Below are 24,539 nucleotides of genomic sequence, written 5' to 3'. Positions count from 1 at the left end.
CAGTTTTTTTAGTCGCCCATAAAGTTAAGAGACAGTTAATTACAATAAAACATGTCAAAAGGATATAATCTCCATCCAGCTCTTCCTTTCTTTCGATTACACAACTGGTCTATACTAGAAGCAACTATACTAATTACCTTAAAAGGAGCATGGCCATGACCGTCACCATCATCTCTGTGTTGACTGCTGCAACCTTCATCCTGAATATTTTCCTGGCAGCGGCGCTGGTGTTTCTGGAACGCCGGGATGCTTCCTCCACCTGGGCATGGCTATTGGTGTTGTTCTTCGTTCCCATCGCCGGATTCTTCATCTACCTCTTGCTCGGCCGTAAGCTGCGCCAGAAAAAACTCTTCAAATGGGAGGAAGGCCGCAAACGGATCGGGATCGAAAGCTTGATCGCCCATCAAATGAATGAAATCCATGACGGCACCTTCCCTTTCCAGGATGTCAGCACGAAAGATTACAGCAACTTGATTTACTTGCATTTACGCAATAATGGCGCCTTACTGACACAGAATAACCATGTAAAGATCTTCAATGACGGCCGTGAAAAGTTCGATGCCTTGATCCGCGATATCGAACAGGCAAAAGACCATATCCATATCCAATATTATATTTTCCGCTTGGACCAGCTCGGCAATCGCATTATGGAAGCTTTGCTCGCCAAAGCGAAAGAAGGCGTGAAAGTACGGTTGCTTTATGACGATATGGGCTCCCGCAGCTTGAGCAAACGCCATTTCAAGGAATTCTCGGCAGCCGGCGGCGAAGTGGAAACCTTCTTCCCTTCCATCATGCCGATCATCAATCCCCGGTTGAACTACCGGAATCACCGCAAAATCGTCGTCATCGACGGCAAGGTCGGCTATATTGGCGGCTTCAATGTCGGGGAGGAATACCTCGGGCTCAACCGCCGCTTCGGCTATTGGCGCGATACCCATCTCCGGATGGAAGGCAATGCCCTGTATCCGCTCCAGACCCGTTTCATCCTCGACTGGAACCAGGCGTCCGCGCGCCATGACATTGAATACGACGAAGCGTATTTCCCACCACAACCTGAAGACGGCTCGACTTCGATGCAGATTGTCTCGAGCGGCCCTGACGAGGAATGGGAACAGATCAAGGACGGCTATTTGAAGCTGATCCATTTGGCGCGTGAATATATTTACATCCAGACCCCGTATTTCATTCCGGATGCCAGTTTCTATGACGCCTTGCGAATTGCGGCTTTGTCCGGAATCGACGTGCGCATCATGATCCCGAACAAGCCGGACCACCCGTTTGTCTACTGGGCGACGTATTCATATGCCGGGCAGATGCTGCGGGCAGGGGCTCGTGTGTTCATTTACGACAATGGCTTCCTCCATACGAAAATGATCGTCATCGATGATGAAGCATCGACTGTCGGGACAGCGAATATCGATGTCCGCAGCTTCAAGCTGAACTTCGAAGTGAATGCCTTCATTTACGATGACAAGGTGTCGATGGAGCTTGCGGATATGTTCAGGCAGGATACGGAATTATCGTCGGAACTGACGTATGAGATGTACATGGCAAGAACCCGCATGATCAAGACAAAAGAATCCATCGCCCGCCTGTTGGCACCGATTCTGTAATCAAACCAGTGAACGCCTTTTCCATTTGGAAGGGCGTTTTTTTTTTGTTTGGTGAATTGCTTATATGGTGGATTCTTTTCATCGGAAAATAATAGAGAAAATGTATGGAGGTGGAGATTACGCTCCAGGGAGGCCGCTTGGGGCTCGCAGGATGCGAGTCATGCAGCTGATGCGACAGGACGTCGCGCTTTCAGCTGCCCGAGAGATGGGCGGGTGACCCGCCAATGTGCTGCAAAGGGCGCAGCACATTTGTCTCGCCAGCCCGCGCAGTCCCCCAGGCGTCGCCTCCCTTCCGCTTCATCTCTAGTTTTAGAGAGGAAATGAAATTCATCATACACTGAAGTAAGCATGAAAAACTTTAACCATCTTCGTAAATTCAAATTGAACAACGCGTGGAATTTCTCTGCAATTATCAAGTCTAGCTAAGCGTCCCCACTAGCGGATGAAGTCAATCAACAGTGATACGCCTTCGCACGCAACATCCGATGAAATCTAAAAGCCGAACCGCGGACACGGTCGAGCCGAAGCCATAAGACAAGTGCCCTTCTTGGCTTATGGCGGGAGGCGACTATATCGCGATGAAACAATCATTGGCTGATTCATCTCACTATCGAGTCCAGCTAAGCGACGATACCAGCGGATGAAGACATCTAACAGTGACATTTCCTCATAAATAATATCCAACAAAAAACCGGCCGCTTCCCCTTTTCAGGAAAACAGCCGGTTCCATTTATTCGCTTGTCATTTAAATTCCCAAATATTCTTCCAAGGTGATGTTCTGGTTGTAGATCGCAGTGGCCACTTCTTTTCCAACGTAGCGGAAATGCCAGGATTCATGCATATACCCTGTGATTTGTTCTTTTCCTTGCGGGTAGCGCAGGATGAAGCCGTAATTATGCGCGTTTTCCTTCACCCATTTCCCCCCTGCCGTATCGCCGAAGGAAGAGGATGCCCAATGCTGCTCCTGGCCGGCTTCGCCGATGTCAAACGCGAGACCGGTCTGGTGTTCAGAGAAACCAGGGCGTGCGCTGTAACGGTCGGCTGCTGCCTGGCCATCTTTGGCGACATAGCCTTCGTATAATTGCTTTTGGCGGTCGAATCCGCGGTATGTGCTGAAGGCGACCAATTGCAGGCCGTCTTTGGCAGCTGCTTGTGCCATCGAATCGAATGCGGCACGGGCTTTCGCGTTCTCGCCTGGTGCGTAGCTTGCAGGCAGCGGGTGCTGCTTATTCGCCAGCAGGATGCCGTTCACGATAGTCGGTTCTGCCGGTAATTGATCGATCTCCGGATAGACGGTGGCGTCTTTCGGTGCCGGTGCAGGCGTTTCTTCTTTCGGCTGTTCTTCCGCTTGCTTTTCAGGCTGGTCGTTTTTTTCTGCCGCTGCTTGTTCTTCTTTCACTGCCGGTTCCTCCTCCGCAGGGGGTTGTTGCCCGCTTTCTGCCGATTGTTCGGTAAAGGCTCTCGCCAATGCTTTCATGCTTTCTTCAGTATCCCAATTATGCATCGAGAGCCAGACTGCGGCAATAGCTGCCCAGATTGCTGTCATTGCGATCACCATCCATTTTATATAAAATTTCTTGTCGAATTCACGTTTCTTTTTTGTCGTTTTCACGGGCTGGCCAACTTTCCTGTCAATTCCTTTTCCATTCTATCATTTTCTTTCGGGAAATTCCCCCGGCGTGAAAATATTTCGGTATACTTTAATCAGACTTTTGGAAAAGAGTGGAGATTTATTCATGAACAATCAAAAATGGCTTTCCTTGAACTTTTTTGCGTTTTTCTTTACCTGGGGCGTCTTTTTGCCTTACTGGACCGGCTGGCTGACCAATGAAAAAGGATTGAGCGTATCGGCAGCCAGTGTCATCATGGGGGCTGGCATGGTCGCTCGCTCGCTGTCGACTTTGTTTTTCTTCCCGTTGCTGACGCGGCTGTTCTCGCTTGGGCGCTTGATGCAGATTTTGGCCATCGCTTCGTTTGCGGCCATGGCACTCTACATTCCAGCCAATTCCTATACCTTACTGTTCATCATCACATTCGCCTTCAGCTTTATCTACCCGAACCTGTTGCCGGCGATGGAGAGCGGGGCGACCGTCTTGATGCAGACCGATCGCATCCATTACGGCAAAAGCCGTTCTTACGGGTCGCTCGGCTATACAATCGCTTTATTGATTGTCGGGGCAGCGACCGCCATCTGGCAGGAAAATGCGATTTTGTGGATCATGCTTCTCGGCTTGCTGTTCATGGCCATCACCCAATCGCTTGCGTCCCCAGTGCCGCTGCAATCGAGGCCGGCACCGAGAACAAAGAAAGGGCCGAGCGCCACGGCAGAACTGCTGAAATCGAAAGGGTTTATAACCGTTCTCGTCGTGTCCATCCTGCTTCAGGGAGCGCATGCGGCGTATTATAATTACGGCTTCATCTACTTGCAGGATATCGGCGTCAACAGCTTCTATATCGGCTTGATCTTGAATGTCGCCGTGATCTTTGAAATCGTCTTTTTCGTCAAAGCCGATACATTGTTCGAGAAATGGTCGGTGTCCTCGATGTTCCTGCTCGCAGGCATCGGTTCGACCGTTCGCTGGATTCTGATTTTCCTGTTCCCGTCGGTGTGGGTGTTCATCTTGGCGCAGACGCTTCACGCTTTGTCTTTCGGCGTCGCGCATTTTGCCTTTATCCGCTATATCTTCAAAAAGCTCGATCCACTCAATATTCCGGCGGCACAAGGCATGTACGCTGCACTCGGCATGAGCTTGAGTGTCGCATTGCTGACATTTATCGGTGGCTATCTATACGAAATCGCTCCGGGCTATTCATTCCTCGGGATGGCAGCGTCTTCGTTCCCAGCCGTCGTGCTCGTGCTGTTGACGCGCAAACGATTCGCGTATTAAAAAAATATTGAAAAATAATGTTCCGACCCCCTTAACGGAATTCGCGGCCGCGAATAATATGGCATAACTGTTAAGGGAGCTGGGAATTTTGAAAGAGATATCAAAGCATGACCTGCTGACCCTCATGAGTCAGTTGGACTTTCTTCTTGAAGAACGCAAAAAAGATAAACACCACCATACAGAAACAGCACAGGCAAATTAGCCTGTGCTGTTTTTCATTAGATGAAGATCGTGCCAAGAACGACAAAGAACAGAATGCCGAACATGATCGCCATGCCTTTCATCCATTTCGCTTCACGGTCCATGCCGCGCTCTTTCATTTGCTTGTAACGGAACGTGTTCGTCAAGACGAATAATAGCGTCATGAACAATACGGCGATTTCCATGCTGCCCATGAACAGGAAGACGATCGCCAATATGCTGAGTAATAAAATCAAGACGCCTTGTAAGATTTTCGGGTTCATAATAATCTCTCCTGAAAAAAAAGCCGGCAGTTGCGCCGGCTTCTTTGATTAATTTTTCTTGTCGGTTGTTTCCGTCTCTTCCACCGCTTCCAACGCTTTTTCCGGGTGTTCCGAGTAGAATTTCCGGCCGATGAACGTCTGGATAATCAACAAGATCCCGCCGACTGCCCAGTAAACAGGCAATGCAGCCATCGATGTGAACGAGATGAACATGATCATGATCGGGGACAGGTAGATGAAGAATTTCATCTGTTTCTGCTGCTGTTCCGGCATGGTCCATAGCGACACTTTAGCCTGGAAGAAGTACACCGCACCCGCAATCAGGGTCATGGCAATGTCCGGCGAACCGAGGTTGAACCACAGGAATTCATGCGAACGCACATCCGGCGAATAGAGGATGGCAAAATACAAGCCCATGATGATCGGCATCTGGATGACGACGGGCAAGCATCCCATATTGAGCGGGTTGACGTCGTGCTTCTTGTAGAGCCCCATCATTTCCTGCTGGAGCTTCATTTGCTCTTCTTTGTCCTTCGTTGCCTTCAAGCGCTTCTGGATATCTTCCATTTCCGGGCGCATCTTATCCATCTTCACTTTCATGCCTTGCTGACGTTTATAGGTACGCAGCATGAACGGCATCAAGACAAGGCGGATGATGATCGTGATGACCACAATCGCCATGCCGTAGCTTCCCCCGAAAAGGTTCCCCAAATAATCGAGCGAAAAATCAAACGGCGCTACAAAAACCGTGTAGAAAAATCCTTCTTTGTTTTCAACTGCTGAACAGCCGCTCAAGAAAGCGATCGTGGCCGCAAGCATGAGCAGTAATGTAATTTTCTTTTTCACATTTGTCACCTTCACCTTTTTGGACTACTAAGAAGTATAACGATATGGGAGCAAAAATTCAATGCACCGTCCCGGGACTGTCTGCTTTTTTCATTTCTTGTGACAAAAATTAGGCATAAGAAAAAGGAGAATTGCTTCTCCTTTATTTGGCATTCGGCAAGGTATAGCGGAAATAAGGAATATGCTGGCTGTCGCGGAATTGCTTCGGCGTCACCGTGGTATATTTCTTGAAGATCCGCGTGAAATAGCTCTGGTTACAGAAATGGAATTGCTTGGAGATTTCGGAGATCCCTTTATTGGAATGGCGCAAATAATATTGCGATTCCTCTACGCGGCGCACGTTCAAGTATTCCACCAATGTAATCCCTGCGTGTTCACGGAAAATGCGCGACAAGTGGCTTGTCGAAATATTGAAGTGCTTGGCGATTTCCTCCACCGACAAATCGCGCTCGACTTCGTCATTGATGAAAATGACGACTTTGTTGACGGTTTGGTGCCCGAATGACGGCTGCTTGCGTTCCGAGATGATCGATGTGAAAAATTCGATCAGTTCATCGGCGACGTACATGAATTCCGAATCGTTCATATGCTTATCGACCAATTCGACGCACGCTGCATTGAACGCGAACGCTTTTTTCGGCGGCACGCGCATTTCATACAATTTACGCGCCATGACAGACGATAAGATGATGTAATAATTGCGGACGGTACGGATGATGTCTTTCCCAGCATGAAGGGCAAGCATATCGATCAATTCACGCAATGTTTCTTTGGCACGGTCTTTCTCCAGGTTGTGGATTTCGTGCATTAATTGAGTCTCCACTTCAAAAAAACGTTCCAGCCCCTCGAGCTGTGCGACGTTTTCAGTTTCATTCATGAAGATTCTGGAAATGGTTTCCTGAATGGATGGCGTTTCGAGTATATTCATCTTCTCCCCGGCTTTCTATGTAAAAAATTTAACGAACTTATTCATTTAATGAACTGCTTGAATAAATAATAATAATAGCGTTTTACAGATAAATTTACAAGTTTTTAAGTAAAATGAGCTAATTTATTTTACAAACATATGACATCGGTAACAGTTAAACCCAATTATACACTTAACTGTACGTTTCAGCGACGAAAAAGTTCCGTTTTCCAGCGTTTTTACAAAAAATTCAAAAACAGGCCGTCGACGATATACGGCCTGTTCTGCATTGCCTTTAACTCCAATCGAATGCCAAGAGCCCGGGCGTAGCAGCCATCAATCGGTTTCTCCAGGAACGACCGCCCGGATGTGGCGCGGCATGATTTCAATATCGAAAGGCGTCGTGTTCCCTTCGTCGCCATCGATATTGCATGATAGCGGTTCGCTTGTGCGGATCGAGACCCTTGTCGTGTGGATGGCTTCCACTGCCGGGTCTTCTTCGAATTTCCCGCGCACCAAAGCGGACGCCATGCGGACGAACGCCGGAAGGGCGGCGTTTTCGACAATATACAGATGAAGCAGGCCATCATCCGCCAACGCTTCCGGTGCGAGTTTTTCGAAGCCGCCTACGGAATTGGTCAATGCTACAAGGACGAGCTTGGCTTCCCCTTCCCACGAACCGTGGTCATGTTCGATCAAAAATGTCGTGGTTTCATCGGAAGCGACAGCTTTGACGCCTTCGAGAAAATACGCGAAAGCCCCAAGCTTGGTCTTCTGTTCAGGTTCCACTTCGTAGGTCGATTCGGCAATCTCGCCAATCGCCAAAATGTTCATGAAGTACCGATCCCCGACTTTTCCGATATCCACACGCTTTTCGCGTCCCGTTTTCAAGCCCTCAATCGCTTCTTCGGGATTGAGGGAAATGCCGAGCGCACGGGCAAAATCGTTAACGGTGCCAAGCGGGACCAACCCAAATAGCGGTTCATGTTGTTTTTCTGCCAAACCCGACACCGCTTCGTTGATCGTCCCATCGCCGCCCATCGCAACGACAAGATCATAGTGTTTTTCGCAGGCTTCTTCCGCAAATTGCGTGGCATCCCCCGGCCCTGTCGTTTCACGCGTATCGGCCTCATACCCCATTTCGATTAATGTTTTTTCCGCAAAATCTTTGTAATCCGCCGCTTTTTCCTTCCCTGAAGAAGGATTCCATATGAACATCGCTTTTTTCATCTTTTCCCCTCCGGTGCTATAATAAGGTCATATGTTTCAATACCCTAAATAATGTAGAATATAATCCATCTAGCCGTATTTATTTCTTTCCAACATAGCCTCTTTCGACTGCGCCGGCAATTCGGAAAGCGCGGTATGGAAAGCGGTATTTCACTTTTCATTACATCTAAAAGGAAGTTGGGGACCCCCTTGCGCTTTTTCATTTACCTTATCATCTTCTTCGCATTTTTCGATTTATTTGCCCAACTGCCGATCATCAGCCCGTTTGCTGTATCACTCGGGGCTGGCCCATTTCTGGCGGGCTTGGCCGTCGGGATGTACTCCTTGTCGAATACATTCGGCAATGTAATCTCAGGGATCTTTTCCGACCGCAAAGGCCCTTATGCCATCTTGCTCGCGGGGCTAGTTTCGACAACTGTGGCGTTGTTCGCCTATGGCTTGGCGGAAGGGCCTCAGAGCCTCCTCGCCATCCGTTTCCTGCACGGCTTGGCTGCCGGCTTGACGGTTCCGGCCGCGTTCACTTATTTGGCCAATCGTACCGACCATAGCCGCCGCGGTAAAAATGCAGCGATTTCCGGTGCCTTTGTCGGTCTTGCTGCAATTATCGGCCCTGCTTACGGAGCGATCTATACGGGCAGGGGCAGTGTTCCCGAGACGATGGCCGTGACCGGCACATTGATCGGGGGGCTCGCCGTCGCAGCATTCTTCCTATTGCGTAAGCATCAGGTGAAAAAGCAACAGGACCGCCCGGCCAAACACGAATCTTTCCAATGGAATGCAGGGCTTTGGCGATCTTTTTCAGGCGCGTTCTTCCTGATGTTTTCCCAAGGCGTGCTCGCGTATATGCTGCCGCTGAAAGTAGAGGCGCTTGGCTACCCGGCCCAACTCAGCGGGCTTTTGCTGAGCACATTCGGCTTGTCGGCCATCCTGGTCTTCCTGTTGCCGATCAATCGGCTATTCGATGCTGTCCGCCCGATCATCACATTGATCATCGGCTTCAGCGTGATGGGGACTTCGCTATTCGCACTGGCCAATATCTCATCAGAGCCGCTGTTGTATGCGGCAATGTGCGCATACGGTTTCGGATTCGCCCTCTTATTCCCTTCAATCAATTCCTTATTGATCGATGCGACAGAACCCGCCTCAAGAGGACGGGCTTATGGATACTTTTATGCCTTCTTCTCTATCGGCGTCGTCGCAGGATCGGGCATCACTGGAGCTCTGGCACTCACTGCAGACGGAGGTTTCCTGTTCAGCGGTTCGCTATTGCTGTCCGTCGCTTTGGCCAATTGGCTGACGCTCAAACACTGATTTTTTTGGCAACGCAAAAGACCGCCTCAGCATACGTGCCGAGGCGGTCTTTATAAAATTTACAGCTTATCGGTATTCAAACGCGGCTCGGATGATACGGACTCGGTATTTTCCGATTTTTCCTCGCTGTCATCGTTTGAAGAAAGTTTGACGTCGTCATTGTCTTCTTTCTTTTCCTTCTGTTCTTTTTCATTGTAGTATTGGACGGTTGCTTGTGTGCCGCCTTCTGCCGTCATCTTGTTTTCCTGCAGGTCGGTCTTGTCCAAGCCTTCGCTCTTTTGGTCTTGCTGGTTCTTATTGTGGTCCAAGTTTTGGGATTCCATATACTCATTCACCTTCGCTTTCACGTCATTAAATGCGACCGTCGCTTTCTCACGGTTTTCCGGTTTCTTGAAATATGCATATGCACCGGCTGCGAGACCCGCCAAAAGCAAGCCTCTGCCGCCACCTTTTTTCCTAGCCATTTGCAGCACTCCTTTTACTTTTCTTATTAGTTCCTGTTTACCCCAATCGGCTAAAGCTAATCATCGATCAGCCAGCTGTTTTGGCAGCCGAACGTTTCATGTCGACATGCGGGATGCCATCCTCGTCATAAACATCTGAAATCGCTTCAAAGCCGAATGAACCATAGAAATCTTTCAAATACACTTGCCCCTGCAATTGGATTTCGGGTTCTTCCCATTGCTCGGCGATATAGCGGATGGAGCGTTCAAGGAGTTCTTTCGCCAGCCCACGGCCACGCGCCTCTTTCCGGACGATGACGCGGCCGATCGATGGCGCATCGTATTTCTTCCCTGCAGGCACCAGCCGGGCATAGGCAAGCACTTCGCCATTTTCCTCATAAACGATGTGGGTTGAAACTTCGTCGAGCCCGTCCAATTCGGGATACGGGCAATTCTGTTCTACAACAAATACTTCGACACGCAGCTTTAAGATATTGTATAATGCTTGTGCTGTGAAGTCGTCAAATTGATAACTTTTCCACGCCATAATCAATCGCCTCCTGTGATTTCATTATTCCACAACAATGGCTATCCAGGCTAGAGTTTGATATGATAGCAAAAATAATTCCAGAGGTGATCTCATGATTCGCACAGGTACACCGGCAGATATCGAATCTGTACGGGAAATCGCTCACATCAGCTGGAATGATACGTACGAAGGGATCATTCCATCTCCCATACAACAGAAGTTTTTGGAGCAGTCCTACTCGACCCCGATGCTTGAAATGCGCATGGAACGGACGATCCTGCTGCTTGCCGAACAAGACGGGCAGGCTGTAGGCTTCGCGAACTTCACGAAAGTCGATGAAGACGGCGATGCCGAATTGATCGCCATGTACATGAAACCTGAACACCAGCGTTCAGGCTTCGGCAAGCAATTGCTGTCAGATGGCTTGTCGCGCCTAAAAGGCGGCCAGCAATTATTCGTTTACGTTGAAAGCGAAAACCACAAAGGCCGCCAGTTCTACGAAGCGAACGGCTTCCTGTTGCTCGAGGAATTCGAGGAATTGTTTGAAGGGCATCCCCTTCAAACAGCTAAATACGTTTATGACCTTTCAGGACAAGCGCAATAAATCAGCCACATAAAACCCCCTCGAATCCATTTCGAGGGGGTTTTATTATTATTTCTTATAACGGGCGGTATGGCGTGTCGTCTTCACGCGTCACTGTATCGTTTCTTGGGGTTGGTTCGTTGCTATGGCCCATCAATTCGTCTTCACGGAGCGGCGGCTTGCGCACGAAGCACATGATTGCTGCGATATAGAAGAGAATGGATGTCAGGGATAGGATCCCGGCGAAAATGCCGGCAAGGATAAAGAAAATACCCGCCGTGCTCGCCTTATCGAATGATTTCAACTTCGTGATGGCCAAAATGGCAAAGACGGTGCTGATTGCCAGTAAGATGACCAATACCCAACCGACGACATCGAATCCTGCAATGAACGCATTGAATGTATCGACTGCCATTTGTGCTTCTTCCGGACTCGTCATCATCGGATCATTGCGCAAATCTTGTTCCATCTGGCGGTGCATATCGCTGTTTTCAAACCCCGACAAACTGGTGATGAAAATGATGGACAAAATAATGCCGATTACATTGAAAACGCTGCCGATGATGCCGAGAACTTTCTCCCCTGTCCTTTTGATGGTGCCGTAATTCCCTGGTGCCTGATTCATAAAAAAACCTCCTCTTTCTAATTCGGGGCTTTCCGCCGCAATGAGGGTTCCATCCCGGGTGCCGCCCCTTGGCTTCTATTGCTTTCTCTTCCCTCATTCATACGTTTTTACGCTGTTTTGGTTTCGCATTACTTCAATTCCCGCTAAAAAGTTATTAAAACTTGTTTAAGTTTTGTCAAGCTGGGTATTTTATTACTATCAGCAAGACAAATACAAAATATAAAAGGAGTTCTAAAAAATGGAAAATAAACTAATTTTTAACCAAGCGGATTTCATGTACGGAGTAGGCGGCGCATCTATCCTTACAGCCATCGTGTTCTTCATGACAAGCCTGTAAGAAGGAGTGAGCCTATGGGTCAACCATTCATCAATACATAGAAAAGCAATCCATCCCAAAAGGAGACGGATTGCTTTTTTTGCGTCTTGCTATACGGTTTGGCAGATCAGGCTTTGACGTCGTTGTATTCATCGGAACGTTCGAATGTTTCCGCTACATACGAGCAAACCGGCTGCATCTTGAACTGGTTTTCACGCGCATAAGCAACCGCACGGTCGACCAGTTCTTTGGCAAGCCCTTGATTGCGCAGCTTTTCTTCGACAAAGGTATACTCCATGACCATCAAATCTGCCAGCTGCGTCCATGTGATTTCCGCTTTTACTGTCTCGCCGTCTGTCTCGCGAAAAGCGAATTCATCCTGTCCAAGTTCTGTAAATTTCAAATCCATCGGTCCAATTCCTCCTTATGTCCACTTTATCTGTGCGGGTGAATCGAGACTTTCCGCCGCCTGGGCTATAAACGCCGATTAGCGGTTGATTTCCAACGGGCGGAGAGAGCCTTCGATTTCTTTGCGCCTCGGCTCAAGGAACGGCGGCAATGCCAAAGCCCTGCCGAGTTCTTCCGCTTTTTCATCTGTCGCAAACCCGGGCTCATCTGTCGACAGTTCAAACAAGATCCCGTTCGGCTCCCTGAAATAGATCGCCTTGAAATAATAGCGATCCACTTCCCCGGATGTCTGGAAGCCATTGGCACGCAAATAATCGTTCCATTTATGATACTCTTCATAAGTTTTTACCCGGAACGCTACATGATGGACACTTCCCCGGCCCGGGCGTTCCGGCGGAAGGTCTGAACGTTCCTCTAAATGTATTTCTCCGCCAGGACCTCCATCTCCTGTCGAGAAGACGATAATTTCAGGCTGCCCTTCCACTTCCGGGGTATAGGCGCCAATTTTCGTAAACCCGAGAATATCCGTCAATACCTTGGCGGTACGCTCCGATTTCCGTACTGTCAGCCTGACCGGCCCGAGCCCGCGGATCGCAAACTCTTCCGGAACACTCTGCTGTGTCCAAGGCACACCGAATGGGATGCCCTCGCCATTGTCCACGACAAGCATCAGGCGCGACCCTTCAAAGTCCTGGAATTCCACAGTTTCACGGCCGAAACGTTGTGTTTTTTTGCCATGTGGGACCCCGTATTCCCCGAAACGCTCCAGCCAGTAATCGAGCGCTTCACTAGATGGCACCCGGAAGCCCGTGTTGCTGATGGAAGTGACGCCCGGATAGGTTCTGCCCGCCATCGGAATATCAAAATAAGTCATGTCGGTGCCCGGTGTCCCTACTGCGTCCGCATAAAATAGATGATAGGAAGATGGGTTGTCCTGGTTGACGCTTTTTTTGACGAGGCGCATCCCAAGAATGCGCGTGAAGAAATCATGGTTTTTATCTGCATTTGCCGTAATCGCTGAAACATGATGAATCCCTGCTACCTGCATGAAAAGCACCCTTTCTTTATCTCGAATTCGAGATTGTTACATCCAGTTTAGCATTCATCCGTGTTCTTCTGCAAGATAGCTGTTTCTGTTTCATGAACAAGCTAATAACAGGCAAAAAAACTGTCCCGGATATCATTTCCATGATGTCCCGGGACAGTTTTTTTGTTTATTCTCCATGAAATTCAAAGGCACTCAATTTATACCCAGAGTAATGGATCAATTGAATAAGCCACGGACGGCATTGGCCAAATCGCGGAAAAACTGCTTGACGTTTTCCCAGAACCCTTCGTCGTTGACGATTGTGCCGATTTTATCTTCGATCGTCTTGCTTAAGTCTTCCAGTTCAGTCGACCATTTCGAGAAGTCGATATCGAGCTGGCGGATGCGGTCCATCAAATCGACCAGCAATTGGCGGTCTTCCGGGCTCAATTCAATCTGGAGACGGCTCAATTGCTCTTCAACGATCTGCTCCACGTCTTCGCGCGTCGCGGGATTTTGCTCGGCGATCTGCTTTTTGATTTCTGTCAGCAATTCACTGACTTTCTCCTGGTCGACGCCGCCTTCGGACAACTCGGTTGCGACAGACAATTCATCATTCGCGACATCTGTCCGTTCAGGGTCGAGCTCTTCCCCGTTCACTTCATAGGCTTTGTAGATGCCGACAAGCGCCGAGTGCCCGGTCACGGCTTTCGGTGCGGCCACTTCCACGGTCGCGTTTTCGATGCCGGCCGTCAGCATGGCATTGGCATACATTTCCGTTGTCACTTGGGTGATATTATCCGGCGTGGCGATTTCAATGACCAATCCTTCGCCTTCTTCAGTGCGCGTGATTTTGGCAGAGGAATACATGCGCGCACGCGCGTCCCCATCCGTAATGTATTTGACCAAGTCCTGTCCGGTCACTTCGATTTCTTCCACTTCCGCTTCGCCTGAAACTTCCAGGCTTTCGGCGACTTGCGCTTTTTCATCTGCGGACAGATCCCCTCCGTAGACGACGATCGGCAAGCCGAATTTTTCATTTATCCCGACATTCGCGGATGCTGCACCGGCAAAAGCCAGCACGAAGGCAAGCGCCAATGCGGCAAGAGTCATTGTTTTTTTCATCATTTTTTGCCCCTTTCTACAAATATTAGTACGCATTTGAGGCAGAAAGGTTCCTTAACCGGTCAATTTTGTCCAGCCGTCTTCCTGGACGATTCGGCGTTCTTTATAGAGCCGGCCGAGCGCACGCTTGAATGCCGCTTTGCTCATGCCGAACATTTCCATGATCTCATCGGGCGATGATTTATCCGTAAACGGCATTTGCCCGCCGGCATTTTCCAGATAACGCAGGATTTCTTCCGCATCATCCGACAGGCGCTCCTGCTTGCGCGGCAATAGAGAGCCGTTGAGCGTACCGTCGTCTTTGACGTCGATGACGCGCACCGTTTTTTCCTCACCGAGGCGCGGTTCTGCTTCACGTTCCGATTCATGGACGAAGACACGGTAGTTTTCCGGCACCGATAGCATAAACGAGCCAACCGGCAGCAGGCGGTAAGCCCGTGCTTTCAAATCTTTATTATAGGCCTCAGCCGGCGCCCGTTCGTAAAGTTCCAGCACCTTTTCTTCCGTCGCAAGACGTCCGTAGAGATCGCCGTAGCGGTCCGTGCGAAGCGTCATGAAAATATGGTCGCCTTGTTTTGGCCATAGGTCCTGCACTTGTGGCAAATCAGCCGGCAGCACATATACTTCACGCGTCGTTCCGATGTCGACGACAGCCCCTTCACGCGGTGAAACCTTCAATACTTTCGCCCATCCATACTGGCTCGGCAAAATATGCGGGATCATCGGCGTCGCGGAGATGCCCCCCTGCCGGTTGCGGTACAAGAAGACCTCAATCTCCTCACCGATTTCCTGCCCTTCTTCAATTTCCGATGCGTTCATCGTTACTTCATCCCCGGAACCATCCGTCAAGATCCACTGGGATGTGGAACGGTCTTTAATGCGCAATGATGCTTTCAATCCTGGATGCAAAGCCATGCTGCATACCTCCTTTATTTATATTCGTCGTTTTTTTGTTCATTGCTGAATTGCTTCAGCTTTTCTGCCACGCTTTGGTCTTCTTCAAGCAATTGGACAAGGTCAGCGATACGGTCGATGGAATTCCAGCTCAGATGATGCTCGATCCCTTCCACGTCGCCATAGATTTTATCTTCATCCACGCCAATCAGCCGCAAAAATTGCTCGAGCAGGTCATGGCGCTGGAGCAATCGCTTACCGAGCTTTTGCCCCTTGGGCGTCAGCATCAATCCCCGGTAGCGTTCGTAGATCAAATAGCCGTCCTTGTCGAGCTTCTGCACCATTTTTGTGACTGACGATGGCAGCACCGATAGCGCCTCGGCGATATCCGAGACGCGTGCGTACCCTTTTTGCTCTATCAATGAATATATGATTTCGATATGATCTTCCATACTTGGAGTAGGCAAGTTCCGTTCCTCCCTCGCGTCGCTATGTTCAGTTTACTATACTGCTGCCCTGTGGACAACTGAGCATAGGCGCTTGCCGCTTACTTTGCAAAGCGCCGAATAAAGGCAATTTTCCAACTTCCATATATACGGCATCGCAGGGATGTGGAGAGGTTTAACAGCTTTTCGCTCAGGGTAATGATAGTTATAACACAAAAGATACATGAAATTGAAAGGCAGGTGGAGAACATGGGACGCATTCTTTGGATTATTTTGGTAGTCATCCTTGCTGTATGGATAATCGGATTCTTAATGGACGTAGCAGGCGGTCTTATTCACATTCTATTGGTTATCGCAGCAATCGTCTTGATCATTAACTTAGTGACAGGCAGGAAAGGTGTTTAGCTAAGCACCTGACCCAAAAACCCCGGGAAGGCAGAATGATCTGCCTTCCCGGGGTTTTTTCATGCTCTCACTTTCGAATAGACGCAGGTGTCGCGGATTTGCCCGTCATGCCTTGAAAGGCTATCCTTGCGCAATATGCCTTCCAGTTCAAATCCAAGACGTTCCGCAACTGCGCGGCTCCGGACATTGTCCGGATCGCAGCGGATTTCGACGCGGTTCGCTTTCAACTCCTCAAACGCGAAGCGCGTAATGCGTTCCACCGCTTCCGTCACATAGCCTTTCCCTTCAAAACGGCTGTCCACCCAATAGCCGATTTCAAATTTGCGCACTTCCCAGTCGATGCGGTGCAAGCCGCTTGAACCGATGAATTGCCCGCTGTCTTTATCGAAGAAATGCAACCGCAAATCTTTGCGCAGCTCGAAATCAGCCGCCGCTTCGATAAGGTTGGCCGTCATCAACGAGAGATCGGGCTCGCTCTGCGCAAATGGCATCCAGGGCCGCAACGCTTCCAGCGAATGGCGCACCGCCTCATAGCTGAGCATGGCGTCTTCCTTCTTCGGTGCACGGATCAATAGCCGCTCCGATTCGAAAGCATCCGGAAACTCCAGCAATACCGGATTGAACGGCAGTTCGGCAGGCTCTTTGACAGTATCGTCCCACATCACCGGCGTGGTGATGCCCGCTTGCCAGTCTTCACGCGTCATGCCATACGTCACTGCATCGTAATAGCGGTTCTCCTTCGGCGAAAACCATGCTTGGCGCAAATGCGCTTCCTTGACGAAACCGGTCCGCTCAAAAGCTTTACGCATCGCAAAATTATCATGGCGCGTATGCCCTTCAAGCCGGATTTTCTTCTCCGGCAGAGAAAAGACGAAATCGGCAATCATCCGCAACGCTTTCGGCCCATAGCCCTGTCCCCGGTAGGAATCGGCGATCCGCAAGTCGAATAACGGGATCTCATCCTGCAAGTCGAAGATTTTCACCAATCCCACCTGTTCGCTTTCGTCGTTTTCGATCCAAAAGGTCTTGACTTGGTCCGATTTATAGCCGCCTTCTACGATCGTTTTCTCGATCAAGGCGCGCACCGGATGTTCGTGGCCATGATAAGGCCATGAGTTGGTCGTCATAAACTCGATCAATTTCTCGTGCTCTTCCATGGTCCATTCTGTTAACTTCAAATCGCAACCCCCAAACGCCTCTTACTTCTGGACTTTCACCAAACGCAATGCATTCAAGATGACCAATAGCGTAGCCCCCATGTCCGCAAAGATTGCGATCCATAATGTGAGCCAGCCAGGAATGATCAAGAGCAAAGCCAAGATTTTCAGTGCCAGTGCAAAGATGATATTTTCCTTTATTATACGCAAAGTTTTTCGGCTTAGTCGAATCGTATATGGAAGTTTCTCCAAATCATCCGCCATCAAGGCGATATCGGCTGTCTCCAGCGCCGCATCCGTACCGGCACCGCCCATTGCAATGCCGATGTCGGACGCCGCAAGTGCCGGCGCGTCGTTGATGCCATCGCCGACCATCGCCACGCGGCCATATTTTCCCTGCAGCTCTTTAACGGCCGCTAACTTATCTTCAGGCATCAAGCCGGCGCGGATATCCGTTACGCCGATTTCCCCTGCAATCGCTGTTGCCGTTGCGGGATGGTCGCCTGTCAGCATGATCGTGTGGCCGATGCCGATCTCCTTCAACTGCTCGATGATCGCCGGGCTTTCTTCCCGGATCGCGTCTGCCACGCCGATCACCCCAAACAGATGCTTGCTTGAAAATACCGCCATCGCCGATTTCCCGTTTTCCTGTAAGCGATACGCCGCTGCCGGCACATGGAATCCGTGTTCTTCTGCCCATTTCAAGCTGCCGACACGGATGCGCGTGCCGCCGATTTCTGCGTGCACGCCTTTCCCGGTCAAGGATTGGAAACGCTCGGATGGGTATAGTTCAGGCGCTTGTTTGGTGATCGCACGGGCGAGCGGATGCTGCGACAAGGCTTCGACCGACGCCGCGAGCTTGACCACCTCTTCCTGCGTGTAGCCTTCTTGCGGCAGGACATCGGTCATTTCCGGATAACCTTTCGTCAAGGTTCCGGTTTTGTCGAATGCGACAGCCTGTAGGCGCCCGGTTTCCTCCAGATGGATGCCCCCCTTGATGAGCACGCCCTGCCTTGCCGCATTGCCGATTGCCGTGACAATCGCGACAGGCGTCGAGACGACAAGTGCACACGGACAGCCTACGACAAGCACGGCCAAGCCTTGATACACCCACAATTCCCAGTTGCCGGTCATAAATCCAGGGACGAGCGCCACCAAGAAAGCGATGGCGATAATCGCTGGAGTATAGTATTTGGCGAAACGGTCGACGAATTGCTGGGAAGGCGCTTTTTCCGCCTGCGCCTCTTCCACCAGATGGATGATTTTCGCGATGGTCGTATCTTCCACACGCTTCGTCACGGTCACTTCGAGTGCGCCTTCTTCGTTCATCGTGCCGGCAAACACTTCATCGCCCGGCTGCTTAGTGGCAGGAATCGATTCACCGGTGATCGCTGCTTGGTTGACGGCAGACTCGCCGCGCAGCACGGTGCCATCCATGGCAATTTTTTGTCCCGGCTTGACGATCAATATGTCGCCGATGCGGATGTCTTCGGTCTCCAGTTCAATCAATTCGCCGTCGCGCTGGATCAATGCCCGTGAAGGAGCCAGATCCATGAGCGAACGGATCGATTGGCGGGCTTTGTTCATCGAGAACGATTCCAAGGCTTCGCTGATGGCGAACAGGAAGACGACGACCGCGCCTTCCCGCCACTCGCCGATGATGACCGCGCCGATGATGGCAATGGTCATCAAGGTTTTCATATCGAATTCCAGCCGGCTGAGGTTTTTCACCCCGGTGGAAAACATTCCATAACCGCCGATCAGCATCGAGGCACCGAACAGGCCGACCGCTCCGGGATGCGTCTCGCCAAGCTGGAATGAAGCGATGATGCCGGCAATCAGGAAGACCAACGAAATGGCCGTTTCGACTGTCTGCCGCCGCTTATAGAACGGCACATGCGGCACGCGCTGCTTTTCCGGATAAACCCGGATATGGTCGAACGCGCCCGCTTTTTCCAACTCTTCGATCGACACGTTTCCGTCAACCCGCAGTTTGGATGCGCCGAAGTTCAGTTCGACATATTTTGTCTCAGGCAAATCGCGGATGTTCTGTTCGAACTTCGCCGCGCAGCTCGTGCAAGATAGATTTTCAAGACGATAGGTTTTGCTCAACCGGAACACCTTCTTTCACATGTTCATTGGCGATGGTTACTAATTGCCGTACATGGTCGTCTGATAGCGAGTAATAAATCTGCTTGCCTTTGCGTTCGGATTTCGCCAAATCCCGCTCGCGCAAATACCGCAGGTGGTGGGAAGCGGTCGCCGTTGATGAGCCGATCACGGCAGCGATATCGCAAACACACATTTCCGGCTCGATGGTCAGTGCATAAGCGATCTTCAAACGCGTTTCATCCGCCAGTGCTTTGAATAGAGCGGCAACGCCATCGAGCTCCGCCATATGCTGCTGTACCCGGTCAACCGCTTCGGGATGGATCTTTGTTATTTCGCATACTTCTTCCATCTAATTCACGCCCTTCATTCAAATCTTCATTTGATTGACTTCAGTATACGTCCATGAGGCCCAACAGTCAAACCATCGTTTGAATGAAAAACTCCAGTACTCCACGCTATATACCCCATCCCGTATATGATATACTCTATTTAATGAAAGCGATTACATCGCCGGATAGGGGGAAATGATCATGTATCGAAATCTATTAGTGGCAATGGATGGCTCTGAGCATTCCAAACGGGCGGCCAAGGAAGCGATCCGGCTTGTGAAAGATACTCCGGACGCCGAAGTGACCATCGCCTATGCCATCGATTACGATAAGGCGGAAAAAGAAATCAGCAAGGGGCAAACGAACGAACAAGTAGCGGCAGCGAGAAAAGAGTTCCTGGCGCCGCTCGAAATGCTTTTCAAGGAAGCCGGCGTCACTTCCAAGACAGTCGTTCTCCACGGCTCACCCGGCCCCGCCATTGTGGAGCATGCCAATGAACAAGGCTATGATGCAGTCGTCATCGGCAGCCGTGGCTTGAATCCCGTCCAGCAATTCGTGCTCGGCAGCGTCAGCCATAAAGTGGCGAAACGCGTCAAAGCACCCGTCCTAATCGTCAAATAAATGCATTTCCATCAGCCGCCCGGTTTTCCGCCGCGCGGCTTCTTGTTATAATGCAGGAAAACGGAAATGGGGATCATGATGCATAAAGGGATACGCAATTCCATCGCCGACGTACCTGGAGTCACCGTCGGCCATGTCACGCTCGATGAAAAGATCAATGAAGAGGAATCTGTCTGCACCGGCGTCACGGCGATCTTGCCGCATGCCGGCAATTGGTTTGAACATAAAGTGCCCGCCGCATCTTTTGTGTTGAATGGGTTCGGGAAAACTGCAGGGCTTGTCCAGGTCGATGAACTGGGCGTGCTTGAATCCCCGATCATGCTGACCAACACGTTCAGCGTGGCCGCAGTGCTGCAAGGGACGATGGACTATATGCTCGCTGGGAATCCGGCCATCGGCGATTCGACCAGCTCGCTGAATTTGGTTGTCGGTGAATGCAACGACAGCTACTTGAATTCGATGCGGCGGATGGCGGTCGAACCGACTCATGCCGCCGAGGCGATTCGCACAGCTTCCGCTGACTTTGCGCAAGGGGCTGTCGGTGCCGGTAAAGGAATGATCTGCTACGGCGTCAAAGGCGGCATCGGCTCTTCTTCACGCATTGCAGGAGACGGGGCAGAACAGTTCACGGCCGGTGCACTTGCTCTGACCAATTTCGGGCGCAAAGAAGAAATCGCCATCGCCGACTGGCTGCCTGAAAACGCCCCGGAAAAGCGCCCCGATGGATCCGTCATCATCGTCATCGCCACCGATGCGCCGCTCGACAGCCGCCAGCTGAAACGGCTTGCCAAACGGGCGGCAATCGGGCTTGGCCGCACGGGTACCCATGTATATAACGGCTCAGGGGACATCATCATCGCCTTTTCCACCGCCTATACGATTCCCCATCGGCAGCATTCCCCTTTTACCGATTTACAGCTGCTGCGCGATGACCATGAGGTGATGGCTGCGCTTTTCCAAGGCGTCATCGAATCAACGGAAGAAGCGGTCTATCAATCGCTGTTCCATGCCGAGACCACTTTTGGGCGCATGGGGCGCGTCGTCGAAAAAGGCTTGTTCGAATAAAAACAAAACACAAAAACCGTTCCGCTTCTTCAGCGGAACGGTTTTTTACATAGAAGCGATGGAATAACCGACAGCAAACAGCAGCAAGCCGCAAACAAGCGTTGCGGAAATGTATAAGATGCCTTGTTTCCAGCGGCCATCTTCAACATCCTTCACACAATCGAGCGCCATCGTCGAAAACGTCGTGAAGGCACCAAGAAACCCGAAAACCCCTGAAGCTGCCGGCAATTCCGCCCCGATGCATGCGCCGATAATGAGCGATCCGAGACTGTTGACGAACCAAGTCGCAAGTTTTGGCTGGCGCGCACGATTTTCCACCGCCATATAACAGAGATAACGGGCAACTGCACCAAAAAAGCCGAAGACAGCGACGCTAATCATTCCACCGCCCCTTGCGCCCTGCCAACAGCCCTAAAGCTGCCGCCGCAATCGATGCGGCCGTCATGCCAAAAGCATAAATGATCCCTGTTATTAAGGACGTTTCAAGCAAACGGAACCAATCCGCCGAAAAAGCCGAAAAACTCGTGAACGAACCGATCAGCCCGGTCGAGACGAATAGCCGCGTCTCCGCCGACCGTTTTGCCAATCGGGCCGCTGCGATGCCGATGGCGAAACTTCCGACAATGTTCACCAGCCACAAGCCCAGTCCCGCTCCAGCGAATTGAAACACGGCCATGCGGAGAAGCGATCCGGCCATGCCGCCAAATCCTACAGCCAAGATGTTTTTCATAAAATCCCCCGAAATGTTTTCTCTAGTATACCTTATTCAGGGACGAGCGTTAATTCCGCTCCTTCCACATCGCCTTCGATTCGGGTTGCATGAAACTCTCCTTGCGCCCATTTGTCGACTTGGTTATGGAAGAAATCGGATTTCACGTGGCCACTGAGCCCCGGGCCGACAATGTGATAAGCTTTGGACAAATCGGATAGGTCGGCGACAAAACGCCACGAAGCCCCGTGGTCGACATCGCCGTCATCATTGAAAGCCGCCGCCTGTACAGTGATATTCGAGCCGCCCACCGGCACTTTGTCCGGATTCAGGAAACGCTCGAGAATCGGCGATGCCCCGGCGACAGGGTGAGGGAAGGTCAATTGATGGTAATCGCCCCATTCCCAAGCTTCGGGATTATCGCCTTGTTCGCTTTCGATATCGGCAAGTGCCATATCAAGTGAATCCGCCAGCCACTTGCCGGTGCCGCCGTATTCACGCACCCATGCCCCCTCGTCGCCTTCAAAAGCCCTGCGCAATAAGGCGTCCGTGATATGGTTTTTGCCCGACAGCATCTCGTAAACATCTTCAGGAAATTGTTCCTCGAATAAAGTGTCCGGCAATTGGCGCATCCACGTATGGAACACGAAAGGTGCCGCCTGCCCTGCGCTATCGACTTGGTCCCAATTGCGAAGCATCTCGAATAACTCGCCGTGTTCATCTGTCACTTTTTCGACTTCTGCCATCATGCCTTCAAGAAATTCTGCAGCGTATAGATTTTTCTGGTCCATCTGCAAGGCCATCATGTCTTCCGCTGTCAGCTTGTCGCTGCTTTCCAATACTTCCGCGATGCGTTCATAGCGATACGGTTGCGCCCAGAAATCCGTGATGTGGTACGGATAGCTGTCATTAATGACTTGATTATTGGCAGTCGCGATAAAACCGGATTCCGGATTGACCGAACGCGGCAATTCATCGAACGGTACATAACCGTCCCATCCGTACTCCGCGGAATCGCCCGGCACCGGCAATTGCCCGTCGCCTTGTTTGCGGATCGGGATGCGGCCGTTTGCCTTGTACGCAATGGTGCCGTCCGTCGATGCGAACACGAAATTCTGTGCAGGCGCCTGGAAATCTTCCAGCGCCGATTCGAATTGTTCCCAGTTCTCCGCTTTATTGAAATTCAACACGGCCTGCAGTTCAAGTGTCGGCTCAAGTGCGGTCCATTGCATGGAAAAGACGGCGGAAGGCTCTTCCTCGTCAAACATGACCGGTGACACGACCGGGCCGTGGCGCGTCACGAGCACTTCGAAATCAATGGTTTCCCCGTCTTTCACTTTTATCGGCTCATTCAATACTTGTGCTTGCTCCCACTGGCCTTCATAGCGGAACTGTGTCGGATCGTCAGGGTTTGGCGTTTCGATGTACAGATCCTGCACATCCGGCCCGACATTCGTCACGCCCCACGCAATCTGTTCATTATGCCCGAGAATGATCCCGGGAATGCCCGCGAAAATGACGCCGCTGACATTTTGTTCCGGCGACTCCAGATGCATCTGGTACCAGATCGATGGGGTGCTGAGGCCGAGATGTGGATCGTCTGCTAGTAGCGGCAGCCCGCTTTCCGTCTTGTCCCCCGACACGACCCAGTTATTGCTGCCATTGAACTCTGGCGGGATGACTGACGGATCGAAAGCACCGGCGACTGTGACCGGCTGTTTTTTATTGGCTGCCAAAATCGCAGGCGCATCTTCCGGGTAGCGGATGAACAATTCGCGCGCTTTGTCTTCCGGGAATTCATTCAACGCCCAATGCCGGACCGCAAGCGAATTCCAATGGCCGCCGAGATCATAGGCCATGAACTTGCCGATTGCCAAGGAATCAACAGGCGTCCACGGTTCGGGTTCGTAGCCGAGCAGCGCGAATTCATAGCTGAGGCGCCCCTCTTCTTTCGCTTCATCGATATACGCATTGACGCCTTGCGCATACCACTCAAGCACTTGTTTCGCTTCTTCCCCGTAGCCAGACCAAGACGCTTCCCCAGCACGGCGCAAGCTGAAAGTGCGGAAATATTTATCGGTATCGACAGCGGCTTCGCCGATCACTTCAGCCAAACGTCCACTCGCCTGCCTTCTCGATAGATCCATCTGGAACAAACGGTCCTGCGCCTGCACATACCCTTGCGCCCTGTACAAATCCGCATCGCTTTCTGCCCGGATATGCGGCACGCCGATATCATCCCGTACGACCGTTACTTGTTGTTCTAAAACGGGCACAGCCACTTCCCCTTCAATGACCGGTTTCGACTTCGATATGTAAGCGCTTGCAATAATCACTGCAACGACTGCCAGTGCGAGTAACGACCCGAATGCAATCAACAGCCATTTCACCCATTTTTTCTTTTTCATGGATAATCCCCCTTTGTGATTTTCATTCGACCGGCTTAGTGGAAATTCCTTCCTAGCCATCAAAAAAGCCTGCCGCAT

Annotated in this window: 26 protein-coding genes; 7 read left to right on the top strand and 19 right to left on the bottom strand. The window is 50.9% G+C overall.

Going from position 1 to position 24,539, the window contains the following annotated elements; translation table 11 throughout:
- Positions 1 to 155: 155 nt before the first annotated feature.
- The gene (gene cls / locus BBI15_RS02740; RefSeq protein ID WP_068872043.1) at positions 156 to 1,613 is read left to right on the top strand and encodes a cardiolipin synthase; all 1,458 of its coding nucleotides are present in this window, start codon (positions 156 to 158) and stop codon (positions 1,611 to 1,613) included.
- A 745-nt stretch (positions 1,614 to 2,358) separates the two neighbouring features.
- On the opposite strand, the gene BBI15_RS02735 is transcribed toward cls, so the two are convergent.
- Complete coding sequence (locus BBI15_RS02735) at positions 2,359 to 3,225, bottom strand: M15 family metallopeptidase (protein WP_237150900.1); 867 nt, start codon at positions 3,223 to 3,225, stop codon at positions 2,359 to 2,361.
- Positions 3,226 to 3,349: 124 nt separating this feature from the next.
- Between BBI15_RS02735 and BBI15_RS02730 the strand changes: the two genes are divergently transcribed.
- A complete protein-coding gene (locus BBI15_RS02730; RefSeq protein WP_068872038.1) occupies positions 3,350 to 4,501 on the top strand; it encodes a 3-phenylpropionate MFS transporter in 1,152 nt (383 codons plus the stop codon).
- Positions 4,502 to 4,719: 218 nt separating this feature from the next.
- Here the strand turns inward: BBI15_RS02730 and BBI15_RS02725 are convergent, their stop codons facing one another.
- From BBI15_RS02725 to BBI15_RS02710, 4 genes are all read right to left on the bottom strand, one after another.
- On the bottom strand, positions 4,720 to 4,965 hold the full coding sequence (locus BBI15_RS02725) for a hypothetical protein (protein WP_068872036.1): 246 nt from the start codon (positions 4,963 to 4,965) through the stop codon (positions 4,720 to 4,722).
- 48 nt (positions 4,966 to 5,013) lie between these two features.
- Positions 5,014 to 5,811, bottom strand: coding sequence for a membrane protein insertase YidC (yidC, locus tag BBI15_RS02720; RefSeq protein ID WP_068872035.1), 798 nt, complete (start codon positions 5,809 to 5,811; stop codon positions 5,014 to 5,016).
- A gap of 142 nt (positions 5,812 to 5,953) precedes the next feature.
- Positions 5,954 to 6,739: a helix-turn-helix domain-containing protein gene (locus tag BBI15_RS02715; protein WP_068872033.1), complete on the bottom strand. Its 786-nt coding sequence runs from the start codon at positions 6,737 to 6,739 to the stop codon at positions 5,954 to 5,956.
- 315 nt (positions 6,740 to 7,054) lie between these two features.
- Positions 7,055 to 7,948 carry a diacylglycerol/lipid kinase family protein gene (locus BBI15_RS02710; protein WP_068872032.1) on the bottom strand — a complete coding sequence of 298 codons (894 nt, stop codon included), beginning with the start codon at positions 7,946 to 7,948 and terminating at the stop codon, positions 7,055 to 7,057.
- A gap of 189 nt (positions 7,949 to 8,137) precedes the next feature.
- Between BBI15_RS02710 and BBI15_RS02705 the strand changes: the two genes are divergently transcribed.
- Complete coding sequence (locus tag BBI15_RS02705; protein WP_068872029.1) at positions 8,138 to 9,259, top strand: MFS transporter; 1,122 nt, start codon at positions 8,138 to 8,140, stop codon at positions 9,257 to 9,259.
- Positions 9,260 to 9,318: 59 nt separating this feature from the next.
- Here BBI15_RS02705 and BBI15_RS02700 read toward each other — a convergent pair whose 3' ends face one another.
- Positions 9,319 to 9,723, bottom strand: coding sequence for a hypothetical protein (locus tag BBI15_RS02700; RefSeq protein WP_068872027.1), 405 nt, complete (start codon positions 9,721 to 9,723; stop codon positions 9,319 to 9,321).
- Positions 9,724 to 9,790: 67 nt separating this feature from the next.
- The gene (locus BBI15_RS02695; protein WP_068872025.1) at positions 9,791 to 10,249 is read right to left on the bottom strand and encodes a GNAT family N-acetyltransferase; all 459 of its coding nucleotides are present in this window, start codon (positions 10,247 to 10,249) and stop codon (positions 9,791 to 9,793) included.
- A gap of 94 nt (positions 10,250 to 10,343) precedes the next feature.
- On the opposite strand from BBI15_RS02695, the gene BBI15_RS02690 reads away from it, so the two are divergent.
- Positions 10,344 to 10,835 carry a GNAT family N-acetyltransferase gene (locus BBI15_RS02690; protein WP_068872023.1) on the top strand — a complete coding sequence of 164 codons (492 nt, stop codon included), beginning with the start codon at positions 10,344 to 10,346 and terminating at the stop codon, positions 10,833 to 10,835.
- A gap of 55 nt (positions 10,836 to 10,890) precedes the next feature.
- Here BBI15_RS02690 and BBI15_RS02685 read toward each other — a convergent pair whose 3' ends face one another.
- The 6 genes from BBI15_RS02685 to mntR all read right to left on the bottom strand — a co-directional run bounded on the left by BBI15_RS02685 (position 10,891) and on the right by mntR (position 15,676).
- Positions 10,891 to 11,439: a DUF4064 domain-containing protein gene (locus BBI15_RS02685; protein ID WP_068872021.1), complete on the bottom strand. Its 549-nt coding sequence runs from the start codon at positions 11,437 to 11,439 to the stop codon at positions 10,891 to 10,893.
- Positions 11,440 to 11,882: 443 nt separating this feature from the next.
- Complete coding sequence (locus BBI15_RS02680) at positions 11,883 to 12,164, bottom strand: GNAT family N-acetyltransferase (protein ID WP_068872019.1); 282 nt, start codon at positions 12,162 to 12,164, stop codon at positions 11,883 to 11,885.
- 78 nt (positions 12,165 to 12,242) lie between these two features.
- Positions 12,243 to 13,211, bottom strand: a complete 969-nt coding sequence (locus BBI15_RS02675; protein ID WP_068872017.1) for a ring-cleaving dioxygenase — start codon at positions 13,209 to 13,211, stop codon at positions 12,243 to 12,245.
- Between the two features lie 216 nt (positions 13,212 to 13,427).
- Positions 13,428 to 14,315: a DUF1002 domain-containing protein gene (locus BBI15_RS02670; RefSeq protein WP_068872676.1), complete on the bottom strand. Its 888-nt coding sequence runs from the start codon at positions 14,313 to 14,315 to the stop codon at positions 13,428 to 13,430.
- A gap of 54 nt (positions 14,316 to 14,369) precedes the next feature.
- Positions 14,370 to 15,230: a CvfB family protein gene (locus BBI15_RS02665; RefSeq protein WP_068872015.1), complete on the bottom strand. Its 861-nt coding sequence runs from the start codon at positions 15,228 to 15,230 to the stop codon at positions 14,370 to 14,372.
- A 14-nt stretch (positions 15,231 to 15,244) separates the two neighbouring features.
- A complete protein-coding gene (gene mntR / locus BBI15_RS02660; protein ID WP_068872013.1) occupies positions 15,245 to 15,676 on the bottom strand; it encodes a transcriptional regulator MntR in 432 nt (143 codons plus the stop codon).
- Between the two features lie 177 nt (positions 15,677 to 15,853).
- On the opposite strand from mntR, the gene BBI15_RS02655 reads away from it, so the two are divergent.
- Positions 15,854 to 16,060, top strand: a complete 207-nt coding sequence (locus BBI15_RS02655) for a lmo0937 family membrane protein (RefSeq protein WP_068872011.1) — start codon at positions 15,854 to 15,856, stop codon at positions 16,058 to 16,060.
- 59 nt (positions 16,061 to 16,119) lie between these two features.
- Here BBI15_RS02655 and BBI15_RS02650 read toward each other — a convergent pair whose 3' ends face one another.
- From BBI15_RS02650 to BBI15_RS02640, 3 genes are read right to left on the bottom strand one after another with little or no spacing between them, the layout of a single operon-like run.
- On the bottom strand, positions 16,120 to 17,238 hold the full coding sequence (locus tag BBI15_RS02650) for a GNAT family N-acetyltransferase (protein WP_068872009.1): 1,119 nt from the start codon (positions 17,236 to 17,238) through the stop codon (positions 16,120 to 16,122).
- A gap of 21 nt (positions 17,239 to 17,259) precedes the next feature.
- On the bottom strand, positions 17,260 to 19,329 hold the full coding sequence (locus tag BBI15_RS02645; RefSeq protein ID WP_068872007.1) for a heavy metal translocating P-type ATPase: 2,070 nt from the start codon (positions 19,327 to 19,329) through the stop codon (positions 17,260 to 17,262).
- Entirely contained in the window at positions 19,307 to 19,678 is a 372-nt protein-coding gene (locus BBI15_RS02640) for an ArsR/SmtB family transcription factor (protein WP_068872005.1), read from the bottom strand. Before BBI15_RS02640 ends, BBI15_RS02645 begins: the two co-directional genes overlap by 23 nt.
- 181 nt (positions 19,679 to 19,859) lie before the next feature.
- On the opposite strand from BBI15_RS02640, the gene BBI15_RS02635 reads away from it, so the two are divergent.
- Together BBI15_RS02635 and BBI15_RS02630 are read left to right on the top strand one after the other, a co-directional pair.
- On the top strand, positions 19,860 to 20,279 hold the full coding sequence (locus BBI15_RS02635; RefSeq protein WP_068872003.1) for a universal stress protein: 420 nt from the start codon (positions 19,860 to 19,862) through the stop codon (positions 20,277 to 20,279).
- Positions 20,280 to 20,357: 78 nt separating this feature from the next.
- The gene (locus BBI15_RS02630; protein WP_068872675.1) at positions 20,358 to 21,344 is read left to right on the top strand and encodes a P1 family peptidase; all 987 of its coding nucleotides are present in this window, start codon (positions 20,358 to 20,360) and stop codon (positions 21,342 to 21,344) included.
- A gap of 45 nt (positions 21,345 to 21,389) precedes the next feature.
- On the opposite strand, the gene BBI15_RS02625 is transcribed toward BBI15_RS02630, so the two are convergent.
- The 3 genes from BBI15_RS02625 to BBI15_RS02615 are packed head-to-tail and all read right to left on the bottom strand — an operon-like array spanning position 21,390 to position 24,461.
- Entirely contained in the window at positions 21,390 to 21,725 is a 336-nt protein-coding gene (locus BBI15_RS02625) for a fluoride efflux transporter FluC (protein ID WP_068872001.1), read from the bottom strand.
- Positions 21,718 to 22,074, bottom strand: a complete 357-nt coding sequence (locus BBI15_RS02620) for a fluoride efflux transporter FluC (RefSeq protein WP_068871999.1) — start codon at positions 22,072 to 22,074, stop codon at positions 21,718 to 21,720. The genes BBI15_RS02625 and BBI15_RS02620 overlap by 8 nt, the downstream gene beginning before the upstream one ends.
- Positions 22,075 to 22,106: 32 nt before the next feature.
- Positions 22,107 to 24,461 carry a penicillin acylase family protein gene (locus tag BBI15_RS02615; RefSeq protein ID WP_068871998.1) on the bottom strand — a complete coding sequence of 785 codons (2,355 nt, stop codon included), beginning with the start codon at positions 24,459 to 24,461 and terminating at the stop codon, positions 22,107 to 22,109.
- Between the last annotated feature and the right edge of the window lie 78 nt (positions 24,462 to 24,539).

Origin of the sequence: Planococcus plakortidis (assembly GCF_001687605.2) — a bacterium.
Lineage (GTDB): Bacteria > Bacillota > Bacilli > Bacillales_A > Planococcaceae > Planococcus > Planococcus plakortidis.
This window is presented reverse-complemented; position numbering and strand designations above follow the sequence as displayed.

Coding starts and splice junctions, on each gene's coding strand:
- BBI15_RS02710 (WP_068872032.1), bottom strand. CDS start 7,948: ATGAAAAAAGCGATGTTCATATGGAATCCTTCTTCAGGGAAGGAAAAA.
- cls (WP_068872043.1), top strand. CDS start 156: ATGACCGTCACCATCATCTCTGTGTTGACTGCTGCAACCTTCATCCTG.
- BBI15_RS02620 (WP_068871999.1), bottom strand. CDS start 22,074: ATGAAAAACATCTTGGCTGTAGGATTTGGCGGCATGGCCGGATCGCTT.
- BBI15_RS02615 (WP_068871998.1), bottom strand. CDS start 24,461: ATGAAAAAGAAAAAATGGGTGAAATGGCTGTTGATTGCATTCGGGTCG.
- BBI15_RS02655 (WP_068872011.1), top strand. CDS start 15,854: ATGATAGTTATAACACAAAAGATACATGAAATTGAAAGGCAGGTGGAG.
- BBI15_RS02730 (WP_068872038.1), top strand. CDS start 3,350: ATGAACAATCAAAAATGGCTTTCCTTGAACTTTTTTGCGTTTTTCTTT.
- BBI15_RS02690 (WP_068872023.1), top strand. CDS start 10,344: ATGATTCGCACAGGTACACCGGCAGATATCGAATCTGTACGGGAAATC.
- BBI15_RS02700 (WP_068872027.1), bottom strand. CDS start 9,723: ATGGCTAGGAAAAAAGGTGGCGGCAGAGGCTTGCTTTTGGCGGGTCTC.
- BBI15_RS02695 (WP_068872025.1), bottom strand. CDS start 10,249: ATGGCGTGGAAAAGTTATCAATTTGACGACTTCACAGCACAAGCATTA.
- BBI15_RS02725 (WP_068872036.1), bottom strand. CDS start 4,965: ATGAACCCGAAAATCTTACAAGGCGTCTTGATTTTATTACTCAGCATA.
- BBI15_RS02670 (WP_068872676.1), bottom strand. CDS start 14,315: ATGAAAAAAACAATGACTCTTGCCGCATTGGCGCTTGCCTTCGTGCTG.
- BBI15_RS02675 (WP_068872017.1), bottom strand. CDS start 13,211: ATGCAGGTAGCAGGGATTCATCATGTTTCAGCGATTACGGCAAATGCA.
- BBI15_RS02635 (WP_068872003.1), top strand. CDS start 19,860: ATGTATCGAAATCTATTAGTGGCAATGGATGGCTCTGAGCATTCCAAA.
- BBI15_RS02685 (WP_068872021.1), bottom strand. CDS start 11,439: ATGAATCAGGCACCAGGGAATTACGGCACCATCAAAAGGACAGGGGAG.
- BBI15_RS02625 (WP_068872001.1), bottom strand. CDS start 21,725: ATGATTAGCGTCGCTGTCTTCGGCTTTTTTGGTGCAGTTGCCCGTTAT.
- BBI15_RS02715 (WP_068872033.1), bottom strand. CDS start 6,739: ATGAATATACTCGAAACGCCATCCATTCAGGAAACCATTTCCAGAATC.
- BBI15_RS02665 (WP_068872015.1), bottom strand. CDS start 15,230: ATGGCTTTGCATCCAGGATTGAAAGCATCATTGCGCATTAAAGACCGT.
- BBI15_RS02630 (WP_068872675.1), top strand. CDS start 20,358: ATGCATAAAGGGATACGCAATTCCATCGCCGACGTACCTGGAGTCACC.
- BBI15_RS02640 (WP_068872005.1), bottom strand. CDS start 19,678: ATGGAAGAAGTATGCGAAATAACAAAGATCCATCCCGAAGCGGTTGAC.
- BBI15_RS02680 (WP_068872019.1), bottom strand. CDS start 12,164: ATGGATTTGAAATTTACAGAACTTGGACAGGATGAATTCGCTTTTCGC.